This is a genomic window from Vibrio intestinalis (assembly GCF_025195085.2).
GTDB classification, from domain to species: Bacteria; Pseudomonadota; Gammaproteobacteria; order Enterobacterales; family Vibrionaceae; genus Vibrio; species Vibrio intestinalis.
On sequence record NZ_JANAVY020000002.1, the window covers coordinates 240,730 to 253,355 of the forward strand.

Sequence of the window (12,626 nt, forward strand, 5' to 3'; positions counted from 1 at the left end):
TCTCGCTTGAGATTAACCGATGTGCGTTGCACCGCCCATGTAAGACTGTAGTGCAGTCGGGATCGCGATACGGCCATCTGCTTCTTGGTTGTTCTCTAGAATAGCAACCATTGTACGGCCTACGGCTAGACCAGAGCCGTTTAGCGTGTGCACTAGCTCAGGCTTCTTCTCGCCTTTACGACGGAAACGAGCTTGCATACGACGAGCTTGGAAGTCCCACATGTTTGAACAAGAAGAGATCTCACGGTAAGTCTCTTGTGCTGGAACCCAAACTTCTAGGTCGTAAGTTTTACGAGCGCCGAAGCCCATGTCACCAGTACATAGAACCACTTTACGGTAAGGAAGCTCTAGAAGTTGTAGAACTTTCTCAGCGTGACCGGTTAGCTCTTCTAGAGCCGCCATTGAATCTTCTGGTTTAGTGATTTGTACAAGTTCAACTTTGTCGAACTGGTGCATACGAATCAGACCACGAGTATCACGACCGTAAGAGCCTGCTTCTGAACGGAAACATGGAGTATGAGCCGTCATCTTAAGTGGTAGGTCTGCTTCTTCAGAGATAGTGTCACGAACCATGTTCGTTACTGGTACTTCCGCTGTTGGGATAAGTGACAGTTTACGAGGTTCTTCGTCGTTTACTTTCTCTTCTAGAGGTTCAGTGTGGAACAGGTCTTTACCAAACTTAGGTAGCTGACCAGTACCGTATAGGCTGTCTGCGTTCACTAGGTATGGCACGTACATTTCTGTGTAGCCATGCTGTTCAGTGTGAAGGTCAAGCATGAACTGAGCAATTGCACGGTGTAGACGAGCGAATTGGCCTTTCATTACGATGAAACGCGCACCAGAGATCTTAGTTGCGCTAGCGAAATCTAGGCCATCGCCCATTTCACCTAGATCAACGTGATCTTTTAGTTCGAAATCGTAAGTTTTAGGCTCACCCCAACGAGAGATTTCTACGTTGTCGTCTTCATCTTTGCCGTCTGGCACAGAATCATCTGGCAAGTTAGGCACTGACAGCGTGATGTCTTCAAGTTTTACTTGAATCTCTGCTAGTTCAGCTTTTTTCGCATCAAGATCGCTACCTAGAGTACCGATTTGCTTCTTGATTTCTTCTGCGCCTTCTTTGTCACCAGCCGCCATCTTTTGGCCGATTTGCTTGGAGATGGAGTTACGCGTGGATTGTAAATTTTCAACTTCAACTTGAATGGACTTGCGTTGTTCTTCAAGTGTACGGATTGTCTCTACGTCTAGCTTAAAGCCACGACGCGCCAGTTTAGCAGCTGTTTCATCCAGCTCTGTACGAAGTAATTTAGAATCCAGCATTGTTAATCCTATGCTTTTAGTGGTGAAATCGTGCTCGAACATCATGCTCAAGCACTAAAAATATTAACCGAACAAATGTATCCAAATTTGGCTACTTTTCATAGCGCTTTTGTGGGCTATTTGCGTCTAAATTAGCCAAGTAATCTAACTTTTCGCCAATTTTGGTTTCTAAACCACGATTTGTCGGTTGATAGTACTGTGTGCCTAACATCTCAGGTGGCAAATATTGCTCCCCAGCTGCGTATGCTCCTGGCTCGTCATGGGCATAACGATATTCAGCGCCATAGCCAAGATCTTTCATCAAGTTAGTCGGCGCATTGCGTAAATGCACAGGCACTTCATATTCGGGTAGGTTGTGGGCGTCGGTCAGGGCTTGTTTCCAAGCGGTGTACACCGCATTACTTTTTGGTGCGCATGCTAGGTAAACAATCGCCTGTGCGATCGCTCGTTCACCTTCTGCTGGGCCAACACGGGTAAAGCAGTCCCAAGCAGAGAGAGCCACTTGCATTGCTCGTGGATCGGCATTGCCCACATCCTCTGAAGCAATGGCTAAAAGGCGTCTTGCGATGTAAAGAGGGTCACACCCCGCGGCAATCATGCGAGCAGCCCAATATAGAGCCGCATCTGGGTTAGAGCCACGAATGGACTTGTGAACCGCAGAAATTAAGTCGTACCAAATGTCGCCCTTATTATCAAAGCGAGACACTTTCTCACCTGCCACTTCTGCGAGCAGTTGTAGGGTGATTTGCTTTTCGCCCTGCTCGTTCTCTTGCGCCATGTCATACAGAAGCTCAAGGTAGTTGAGCGACATACGAGCATCACCGTTAACGAGCTCTGCTAGGCGATCCAGCGCATTATCAACAAAGTTGGCTGTTACATTGCCTAGGCCACGCTCTTTATCGTTGATAGCTTGTTGCAAAGCCCGTTGAATATCTTCAGTCGCAAGCGAGGTTAACTTGTATACACGAGCGCGCGATAACAAAGCGTTGTTAAGCTCAAAGGATGGGTTCTCTGTGGTCGCGCCAATAAAGGTCACGGTGCCATCTTCGATATGCGGTAAGAAGGCATCTTGCTGAGATTTATTGAAGCGATGCACCTCGTCAACAAACAAGATAGTGCGACGACCAGCCAGTTTGTTCTCTCGCGCTCGTTCAATTGCGGCGCGAATCTCTTTAACGCCCGAGGTCACTGCCGAGACACGTTCGACTTCGGCATTGGCGTAGTTCGCTGCAACTTCGGCAAGGGTTGTTTTACCGGTGCCCGGAGGCCCCCATAAAATCATGGAGTGAATATGACCCGCTTCTAACGCGCGTCTTAACGGCTTGCCCTCACCCAATATATGCTGCTGACCAATGTATTGGTCTAACGTTTGCGGGCGCATTCTAGCAGCAAGGGGACGAAAATCTTCGTCCCCTGCAAAATCAAACGAGTAATTACTCACAGATTAATTCCTTTGGTCATCGACCTCTACACCATCTGGAATAGTAAAGCTAAAGCGATCGGCTTTTGGAGTTGCAAGGGTAATTTTGTTGAACTTAAACTCACTTTTTTGGCCATCTTGTTCAATAACGCTAAAGCCCTGCACCGCGCCCTTGGCGTCAATTTCTACTTTGAATTGGCCTTGGTTGCTATCGACGGCAGTTGGCGTCAACGTAAATACATCACCTTTTTGCACCACATGGTACGCATCCCAATCACTTGGTTTGTTGCGAGTTAGCAATACAAATGGCGTTTGTGCGGTTGCTTGCTCTTGCCAGTAAATGCTGACTTGCTCGATGAATGGGCTGTAATACCACAGCGTCTTACCATCAGACACTAATACGTTTTCATCTGGTGACAGGGTTGTCCAACGGAACAAACTAGGACGCGCTATCTCTACTTTGCCTTCACCTTCGGAGATCACATCCCCATCAGGGCTAGTTACCGTTTGAGAAAAGTCTGCACTGAAGCCATCACGCATTTGCAAACGCTGGTTCAGTTCATCTTTAGGTGCAGCGGAGGCAGTAAAACTCGCAGCTAATAACAATAAAAGGGCTTTCTTCATGTTTTCGTTCCTGAATGCATCGATAGAGAAATTATCCCTACCTTCATGTTCTGTATGACCAGCAAAAGCTCACTTGGTTCTTGAGGCGAAGCGGTAAAATATTACTTACCGCAGCACTGCTTAAACTTTTTGCCGCTATCGCAATGGCACGGGTCATTACGACCGATCTCTTTAAATGGGTTTACGCTTTGACCTTTAGCACCCACCATCGCTTCGTCAGCCGCTTGTGCCACTTCGTTGATCATCAAATCAACTTGATCAAGTAAATCAGCCAGTGAAGGTGGAGTATCCACACCTGCTTGCTTCATCTGCTCTTGAGTTTGCTGCTCATCAATCGCCAACATGAACGTGGTTAGCATTGCTTGCAGCATACGCAGTGAACCATCACTGATTTTCGTTTCCATCCATTGTGGCTCAATAGTTGGCCATAATGTCATGAAACCTTCAGAAAAATCGGCCAACCACTCACTCTTTTGCTCGTTATCAATCAAAGCAAGCAGTGAGTATTCATTACGTTTTAACAATCCAAATTGTTTATTAATCTGTTCCACAACTGGGCGATTCATTTGCTCAGCGTTATCGCCAAAAATGTCGCCTAACCAAGATTCTGGTTGTAGCGGTTTAGTGGCTAAGTTAGCGGCCAGTACAACGCCTTCAATGAACATTGGAGATTCATCACAGCTCAGCGTGTCTAAAGCGATTAATTGATCAGTCATAAGATTGTTATATTAGCGTCAGTTTAATTAAGCGAGGGATTATACCTTGCCTACCCTGCTGGGTCACTTGTGTATTGAACAAGATAGCCTAGGCTTGATGAATCTCAACTGAACAAAACTGTTATCTGGCCTATATTCGTGACTTCCGCTAGTGAAATCATTAGAATCACGCCTCCTGATTTTATGGCGTTTGAGATATGCGAGTAGTTTTAGGCCCGATGGAGGGCGTTTTAGATCACCTGATGCGTGAGATCTTAACTGATATCAACGACTACGATCTCTGTGTGACAGAGTTCGTGCGTGTGATCGATCAAAAACTGCCTGAGCATGTTTTCAAGCGCTTATGCCCTGAGCTAGACCAAGGTTCGCAAACCAAATCTGGTGTACCTGTTCATATCCAACTGCTTGGTCAAGACCCACATTGGATGGCGGAAAACGCTGTGATGGCGGCAGATTTAGGCGCGCGCGGCATCGATCTTAACTTTGGTTGCCCGGCCAAGTTGGTCAATCGAAGCAAAGGTGGCGCAGCGCTATTGCAGCATCCTGAGCTAATCCATCAGGTAGTCAAAGCCTGTCGTGATGCCGTTGATGAATCGATTCCAGTTACAGCAAAAATACGCTTAGGTTGGGAAAACCCTGAAGACTGTTTTGAAATCGTCAGCGCGATTGAGTCGGCGGGTGCAAACGAACTGACGGTACATGCTCGTACCAAAACTGGCGGTTACAAGGCGAGTGAAATCAAATGGGATTACATTAACCAAATTCGCCAACGCAGCTCTATTCCGCTGATTGCTAATGGCGAAATCTGGAACTACCAAGACGGCCAAAGCTGTATTGAAACCACGGGTGTAGACTCACTGATGGTATGTCGAGGCGCATTCAACGTGCCGAACCTAGGTAATGTGGTCAAACACAACCACAAAGAGATGCCGTGGGAAGAAGTAGTAGAGCTACTGTTAGTTTACTCTCGCTATGAAATGAAAGGCGACAAAGGCCTCTACTACCCTAACCGCGTCAAACAATGGTTTGCTTACTTGCGCCAGCAATACCCACAAGCCGCTGAGCTATTTAGAGAAATTCGCACCTTCAACAAAGCGGATCCGATTGTTGAATACATCACGCGCTACCGCGATGAGCTTGTTGCCGATAAATAGCAACCAAGCAGAAATAACAGCTAAGTAGAAATAGCTACAAAAACTAGAAAGCCCTATCAAACTCGATAGGGCTTTTACTTTTCTATGAACGTTAAACCTGACTAATTGAGTAACAAACTGTCGTCAGCTAACTCTTCGCCGCGCACCTTAGAGAACATCTCTAACAGATCTGGCACTTGCATGTTTGCTCGCTGCTCACCTGCGACATCAAGAACGATTTCACCTTGGTGCAGCATGACGGTTCTATCTCCACATGCGAGCGCATCTTTCATTGAGTGAGTCACCATCATTACCGTCAAATTGAACTCTTTAACGATACGTTTGGTCAAATCAATGATGAATGCAGCCATTCGCGGATCTAACGCTGCGGTATGCTCATCAAGTAATAACAGCTTGCTGTCTGTCAATGTTGCCATCACCAAGCTAACCGCTTGCCTTTGACCGCCTGATAGCAAACCAATGTTGTCACCGAGGCGATCTTCTAGCCCCAAGCCGAGAATGCTAATTCGCTCTTGGAACAATTTACGACGCTTGGACGACAACGAATGGCTCCAACCACGGCGTTTACCACGCATATAGGCCAAGGCCATGTTTTCTTCGATGGTTAAATCGCCACATGTACCCGCCAAAGGGTCTTGGAATACGCGCGCACATTGCGTCGCACGCTGAGCGACCGTTTGCCGAGTCACATCGCTCTCGTCGATGAGGACTCGTCCGCCAACCATTGGGGTTTCACCAGTGACAGCGCCTAATAGAGTCGATTTACCAGCCCCATTGGAGCCAATCACAGTCAAAAATTGATGTTCTGGTACTTCTAATGTCACCCCTTTCAGGGCGCGATTTTCTAAAATAGTGCCGGGGTTAAACGTCACTTGAATATCTTCTAAACGAATCATACCGCCTCTCCTGATCCTTTACTTATCTTCGCCGATGCTTTGCCCGTCGCAGGGCTAAGCTTTTTTGCACGAAGATTGCTCCGAATCTTAGGAGCGATAAGCGCAATGGCTACCAATACAGCCGTCACTAGGTTTAGATCCGATGCTTGTAAGCCAAACATTCCGGTACTTAAGGCAAAGGCGACCGCAAGTCGATATAACACAGAGCCGACAACGACAGCGACAACCGCCACCCAAATCTTACGACCGGGTATTAGAGTTTGCCCAAGAATGACCGCCGCTAGACCAACCACAATCGTACCGACGCCTGAGGTGACATCCGCAAAGCTATTGGTTTGAGCAAACAGCGCGCCTGCAAAGCCAACAAAGCCATTCGACAAAGCCAAACCAAAATAGGTGTAGAACGAAGTACTTGCACCTTGGGCGGAGACCATACGTGAGTTAACACCAGTGGCTCTAAGGCCCAAGCCAAAGTCGCTGTTTAATAGTCGAACCACAAACCAAGAAGAGATGAGTACTAACACGCCGACCACTAGAGGACGGATATAAACCGGATCGCCCATGGCTTCGAAAGGAGTCAGAATTGTTTCTTCTCCTAATAGCGCCATATTTGGACGCCCCATAATACGGATATTGATAGAAAAGGCTGCGATCATGGTAAGAATAGAGGCTAAAAGATGCAAAATGCCGCATCTCACTGCGAGAAATGCCGTGACCCAGCCTGTCGCTGCACCGGCCAAAATCGCCATACCTGTCGCTACCCAAGGGTTGATACCAGCAACAATTGCCGTAGCTGCAACGGCCGCTCCCATAGGGAAACTGCCATCAACACTCAAATCAGGGAAATCGAGCACGCGGAACGTTAGGTAGACGCCCAAAGCCACAAGGCCATAGAGCAAACCAATCTCAAGCGCGCCAAAAAAAGCAAAAGCAGACATACATACTCCTTCTCTGCTTGATGCCAAGGCCACCAGCTAAATAGGCCAGTCGCCAAAGCTTAAGGTGGGTAAATTCCTTTACCCACTAACCATGCTTTAAGTGTATTACTTAACGCTTGTTGCGCGCTCTAATACCGCTTGAGGAACTTCAACACCCAGTTTCGCTGCGGCTGTCTTGTTGATAGCCAAATCAGAACCTTTTGCGACACGTACATCAAGAGAACCTGGCTCAACGCCTTGCAAGATAGCCGCGACGTAATCAGCGGTTTGTACACCAACTTGGTAGTAATCAAAACCTAGGCTCGCAATCGCCCCCTTTTCAACGTATGACGTCGCACCGCCAAATACTGGGGTTTTGGCTTGGTTTGCCGCAACAATCATACCTTCAATCGCACTTGCTACTGTGTTATCAGTTGGTGCGTAGATAACGTCAGATTTTGCCGCAATCGCTTGAGTGGCTGATTGAACATCGGCACTTTTTAGTGCGGTCGCCTCTACAACTTCAATACCTTGTGCTTTTGCGCTCTCTTTCAGTAGGTCAACAAGAGTGACAGCATTTGCTTCACCCGGGTTAAACACCACACCGATAGATTTTACGTTAGGTAGGATCTCTTTAATCAACTCAACATGTTGGCTAACTGGAGACAAGTCAGAAAGGCCAGTCACATTTTTACCCGGCTGCTCTAACTGGCTGACCAGCTTTGCACCTACTGGATCGGTTACAGCGGTAAATACCACTGGGATGTCGCGGGTAGCGGAAACTAGAGCTTGGGCCGTAGGCGTTGCAATGCCGACTAATACATCTGGGCGCTCACCAACAAACTGACGAGCGATTTGCACTGCAATCGCAGGGTTGCCCTGCGCAGTTTTGTAATCAAATTCGAGGTTCTTTCCTTGCTCATAGCCTTTGGCTTTTAGACCATCGACCAAACCTTGACGTGTTGCATCGAGTGCTGGGTGCTCAACAATCTGAGAAACCGCTACGGTGGCTGTTTTAGCCATGATGCTACCTGAAGAAAGTAATGCCACACCGGCAAGAACGGCGGTTGCGATGACTTTTCCTGCTTTCATCTTAACTCCTTGATTTAAGCAATGACTGGGATGTTGTGTGTTTGCCTTACCTTTCTGAATTGCGAGGTATTTGGCTTATTTAATTATTAGTTAATTTGTACACTTATTGCGCACAGCTTTAATTATTACCAATAAGTTAAACAAATTGGAAGCAAGATTTAACATCCAATCAACAAAAGGAGAGATGGGTATTTATCGCTTGGTATTGCGCTATCGCAATACCAAAAGAGAGCAGTCACACGTTACGCTGTGCGTGAATCAATAAGTTTCTAGGCGTGGTTGCGCGAGAGCAAAACTCGCTCACCGACACTTGATAACCATTTTGTTGCAGGTATAACGCTTTATCTAGCACCAACCACATTTCCAAACCGCGCTTGAACAGTTGTTGCACTAAGCTAAGGCGCTCCATCTGCCAGTAGCGTTGTTGCCCTCGCTCAAAATAGCCGTCAAAGTCGACTTGAGGCAGATTAAGTTGCTTTTTCTCAGCCGCCCATTGGCAAAACGGTTCAAAACCCTCTGAAAGTAGTGACTTTTTAATACTTGGTATTGGTGTGTATTGCTGGTGGCCAAGCTGCTCGCGTAGCAAGAGTTCAAACCCCAAACGGTAACTCATTTCTAAAAACCGGTGACGTTTCACACGTTCGCCGCCAGTGACCAATTCCTGTAAAGGAATTCGCAACTCTTGCTGAGTCAATGCCAGTTCCGAAGCCTGCCCCTGCTTGGATAACGCTTGGTAGTCGTCATCTTTAATCAGATGATAACAACAAGGAGAAATGGTCATTGCTGGTAAGTGATGAGTTACCCCATGCTTAAGTAATGTTACATGCAGGTCGCCACAAGCATGCAGAGCCACCGCATGTTGCTTATCATTGAAGACTTGCTTAGCTGATTCATCAAACGCATCACCCTGTACAAACTGCATAGGAAGATGCTGTTTATCGGCCTCTTGTTGGCCTGACTCGCACAAGGCATGCTGAAACTCAAAGCTGGTTACCTTCTCACCGCTTTGGCTCGCAAGAATACGACCTAAGAACCCTTTGCCAGAACACCACTCTAACCATTCTTTGCCATGATGCTGCGCCAGCGCCGCCTCTCCCATTGATACAATTTGAGCAAGCTTGCGACCCGGCACGCCGGAATCAACACCACGAGCCAGTTGCAGGCCGTGATTAGGTAACTCAGGTACATAAAGGCTAGCCAAATGGCTTTTTAACTCAGGGAAAAATCGACCTATATGGTCAAACAATAATGACGAGTCCTGCTTATACTGCTCGATTTGTAGCTCAGATAGTGTGCTAAGCCACGAGCACAATTCAGGATGGGTTTGTTGCCATAAAAGCGCGTCGGAAAAACTGGCGAAAAACGGCTCAAAGCGCCAGTACTGTTGGTGCTTGATTAGAAATGAATCGATAGATTGGAAAAGGTGTTGCATGCTTCCCTCTAGGGATCTTAGGTTCATCTGACCTGAGTAAGCCTTTATTTTAGAGGGAAGCGGCGAGTTTTGATAGCGGTTTAACGAACCGGTAAGTCGATATCCTTAAACATCTCTTCGATTTCAGCATTCGACTTAAGTGAAAGCGCTTGTTCTACAACTGGACGAGTCAAATGCGGCGCGAAACGCTCCATAAAATCAAACATGTATGAGCGCAAGAAGGTACCGCGGCGGAAACCAATGCTCGTGGTACTTGCACCAAAGATATGGCTTGCATCAATCGCAACCAAATCATGGTCTTGCTCTTTATCAATTGCCATGCTGGCAATCACACCAACGCCCATGCCCATGCGAACGTAAGTTTTAATGACATCAGCATCGGTTGCTGTAAACACAACGCGCGGTGTCAGGCCAACTTTATTGAACGCGGTATCAAGCTCTGAACGGCCGGTAAAGCCAAACACGTAAGTTACCAATGGGTAGCTTGCAAGATCTTCAATAGTGATTTGTTTTTTCTGCGCGAGAGCGTGATCTTTTGGCACCACAATAGAGCGGTTCCAGTGGTAACACGGCAGCATAATCGCGTCTTGATAAAGGTGCAGCGCCTCGGTTGCAATGGCGAAGTTTGCGGTTCCTTTCGCAATCGCTTCAGACATTTGGCTTGGCGTGCCTTGGTGCATGTGCAGCGAAACTTTTGGATAACGAGCAGTAAAGCCTTTAATCACATCAGGAAGAGCGTAGCGAGCTTGGGTGTGAGTGGTCGAAATATTCAGCGTACCCATTTCTGGATGAGTGTGCTCGCCCGCAACCGCTTTAATACTTTCAACACGAGCCAATATCTCTTGCGAAATACGGATGATATCTTCACCAGCATTGGTCACTTGGGTTAAGTGCTTGCCACTACGCTCAAAAATTTGAATTCCAAGTTCATCTTCTAACAAACGAACCTGCTTACTGATCCCCGGCTGGGAAGTATATAGACTTTCTGCAGTAGCAGAGACGTTTAGGTTATGGTTTACAACCTCAACAATGTACTTCAGTTGCTGTAACTTCATTCTCGACCTCGTAATCCCTTATCGAAGGACTTGATGGATATAACCAAGCCCCTTCGTTGAAGTGTTCAACTAGCAGCTCGCTCACATAGTTTATAAGTTTTAGTTATAACGTCTCTTTCAGGAAATTGATAGTCGAATTGATAAAATAGCCCGCTCTCTTGAGAGAAATAGGGGTTACAAAGCTAATTTTTGCAATCGAAAGCCCAGTTTCTGGTCTAATTTCAGGTTTTCAATATTAATCAAATCAGCAACAAGTAATAATACGCAGGATGTTGGAATAAATGATGGAGAATTTAGTGCTTTAGGTGTACAGAATCGTGTATGCTTAACGGCTAGCCATCATAAACATAAGATACGGAATTTATGAATATTGGGTTAATCATCGCTTTAGTTGCCATTTTGTTGGTATTAGTTCTTGGCTACAACATTATGCTGCAGTACAACGCGAAAATCGCCACTGCGAAAAAACAAGAAAGCGCTCGCTACATTGCTATTATTGATGCGACAGAAGAGCTGATCGGTCACGCGCATCATATGCCGTTTAGTAAAGACCTATTACTTTGTCTGAATAACCGTATTTTAGATGCTGTGCAAAACATGCATGAGCTTGATCCTAAAAACAAACAATTAGAGCAGCGCGTAGAACACGTAAAGCAGCAAATTGAGCAGCTTAAAAACAGCAATCAAAGTGGTGAAACGGCTGCGTTTAAAGTACCGAGCAGCGATAAACAAGCGATTGTTATGCTGAAGCTGGTAAAACGTCTGCGCGATACTATTCGCAATGAGCACAACAAAGGCCGTTTTGAAACTCAAGCTTACGTTGCTGAGAACGCTCGTCTAGAAACGATCCAAGTTCGCATCAACATTGAAAACGTTATCAAGCGCTCTAACGATGCGATTGTTCGTGGTCAACCGGGTACTGCGATTCAGCTACTGCGCAAAGGCCTTGATGTATTGAGCACTAAAAACGACGCATACTCAGCCCAAGCTCGTGAAAAGCTACAAGCAATGTACGATGATCTTGAGCAGCGCCGCCAAAACAAAAACTCTGAAGAAGCTCAAGCATCAGCAGAAAAAGAACGCAACGACGATATGGATGCGCTCTTTGGCGAAAAGAAAAAGTGGTAATATACTTACCGCAACAAATGACCAAGGCCGCTATCGCGGCCTTTTTTATATAAGTTTGTAAAGTCACATGAAACAACTAGAACAATACCAAGAGCTGCTCGCTCCTATTAATCAATTCCTGCAATGTCCGACACCCGACGAATGGGTAGTGGAAGCCGCTAAACCAGAAAATCTAAAAACCGTATTAATTGATCACTTGCTGTGTGAGCTAAAAGCAGGTCAATCAGCGATGTACTTAATTCGTAAGTATGCAGTCGATAAACAAAGTGCCAATAGCTTACTTGATTGGTTCAAACCTTATGAAGATTTTGCTTACCGTAAGACAGGCTCGCTTGAAACATTAAAAGGAAAGAGCAATATTTCTAAATCAATCATGGCTAAGTCCGGCTCACCGTACAGCCAAGATTTAATTGATAAGATGGTATTGTTGATCAAAGAAGAGCTGCACCATTTCTATCAAGTGCTAGAGATCATGGAGCAGCGCGGTATCGCTTATGAGCCCGTCACTGCAAGCCGTTACGCGAAAGGTTTATTGGCGGAAATGGCCACCTATGAGCCACAAACACTGATCGATAAACTCATCATTGGAGCCTACATAGAAGCGCGCTCTTGTGAACGTTTTGCCAAGCTTGCGCCGCATATGGATGAAGATATTGCCAAGTTTTATATCTCTCTACTACGCTCTGAGGCGCGTCACTACCAAGATTACCTTATCTTAGCGGAAGAGATTGCAGGCAAAGATATTTCTGAACGTGTTGCCTTCTTTGGCCATCTAGAGGCGCAGCTTATCTCAAGCCCTGATGATGACTTTAAGTTCCACAGCGGTTTACCTTGCGATTAAACTGAATGCCGCTGGCGGTCGTCAGCGGCAT

At 46.3% G+C, this 12,626-nt stretch carries 12 protein-coding genes; 3 read left to right on the forward strand and 9 right to left on the reverse strand.

What is annotated here, in order from left to right; translation table 11 throughout:
* Positions 1–12: 12 nt before the first annotated feature.
* The 4 genes from serS to MU515_RS05605 all read right to left on the reverse strand — a co-directional run bounded on the left by serS (position 13) and on the right by MU515_RS05605 (position 4,080).
* Entirely contained in the window at positions 13–1,320 is a 1,308-nt protein-coding gene (serS, locus tag MU515_RS05590) for a serine--tRNA ligase (protein ID WP_260259396.1), read from the reverse strand.
* Between the two features lie 91 nt (positions 1,321–1,411).
* On the reverse strand, positions 1,412–2,761 hold the full coding sequence (locus tag MU515_RS05595; RefSeq protein WP_260259397.1) for a replication-associated recombination protein A: 1,350 nt from the start codon (positions 2,759–2,761) through the stop codon (positions 1,412–1,414).
* A 3-nt stretch (positions 2,762–2,764) separates the two neighbouring features.
* The gene (gene lolA / locus MU515_RS05600; protein WP_260259399.1) at positions 2,765–3,364 is read right to left on the reverse strand and encodes an outer membrane lipoprotein periplasmic chaperone LolA; all 600 of its coding nucleotides are present in this window, start codon (positions 3,362–3,364) and stop codon (positions 2,765–2,767) included.
* Between the two features lie 101 nt (positions 3,365–3,465).
* A complete protein-coding gene (locus MU515_RS05605; RefSeq protein ID WP_260259400.1) occupies positions 3,466–4,080 on the reverse strand; it encodes a YecA family protein in 615 nt (204 codons plus the stop codon).
* A 197-nt stretch (positions 4,081–4,277) separates the two neighbouring features.
* Here MU515_RS05605 and dusC point away from each other — a divergent pair, with 197 nt between their 5' ends.
* Positions 4,278–5,234, forward strand: a complete 957-nt coding sequence (gene dusC, locus MU515_RS05610; RefSeq protein WP_260259401.1) for a tRNA dihydrouridine(16) synthase DusC — start codon at positions 4,278–4,280, stop codon at positions 5,232–5,234.
* Between the two features lie 101 nt (positions 5,235–5,335).
* Here dusC and MU515_RS05615 read toward each other — a convergent pair whose 3' ends face one another.
* The 5 genes from MU515_RS05615 to cysB form a co-directional block, all read right to left on the reverse strand.
* On the reverse strand, positions 5,336–6,130 hold the full coding sequence (locus MU515_RS05615) for an ABC transporter ATP-binding protein (protein ID WP_260259402.1): 795 nt from the start codon (positions 6,128–6,130) through the stop codon (positions 5,336–5,338).
* Positions 6,127–7,068, reverse strand: coding sequence for an ABC transporter permease (locus tag MU515_RS05620; protein ID WP_260259404.1), 942 nt, complete (start codon positions 7,066–7,068; stop codon positions 6,127–6,129). The genes MU515_RS05615 and MU515_RS05620 overlap by 4 nt, the downstream gene beginning before the upstream one ends.
* 105 nt (positions 7,069–7,173) lie before the next feature.
* Complete coding sequence (locus MU515_RS05625; RefSeq protein WP_260259405.1) at positions 7,174–8,139, reverse strand: ABC transporter substrate-binding protein; 966 nt, start codon at positions 8,137–8,139, stop codon at positions 7,174–7,176.
* 235 nt (positions 8,140–8,374) lie between these two features.
* Positions 8,375–9,571, reverse strand: coding sequence for an SAM-dependent methyltransferase (locus MU515_RS05630; RefSeq protein WP_260259406.1), 1,197 nt, complete (start codon positions 9,569–9,571; stop codon positions 8,375–8,377).
* An 80-nt stretch (positions 9,572–9,651) separates the two neighbouring features.
* A complete protein-coding gene (gene cysB, locus MU515_RS05635) occupies positions 9,652–10,626 on the reverse strand; it encodes an HTH-type transcriptional regulator CysB (RefSeq protein ID WP_260259410.1) in 975 nt (324 codons plus the stop codon).
* A gap of 363 nt (positions 10,627–10,989) precedes the next feature.
* On the opposite strand from cysB, the gene MU515_RS05640 reads away from it, so the two are divergent.
* Both MU515_RS05640 and miaE read left to right on the forward strand, forming a co-directional pair.
* Positions 10,990–11,754, forward strand: coding sequence for a DNA repair protein (locus MU515_RS05640; protein ID WP_260259412.1), 765 nt, complete (start codon positions 10,990–10,992; stop codon positions 11,752–11,754).
* A 67-nt stretch (positions 11,755–11,821) separates the two neighbouring features.
* Positions 11,822–12,595, forward strand: a complete 774-nt coding sequence (gene miaE / locus MU515_RS05645; protein WP_260259413.1) for a tRNA isopentenyl-2-thiomethyl-A-37 hydroxylase MiaE — start codon at positions 11,822–11,824, stop codon at positions 12,593–12,595.
* The last annotated feature ends 31 nt before the right edge of the window (positions 12,596–12,626 follow it).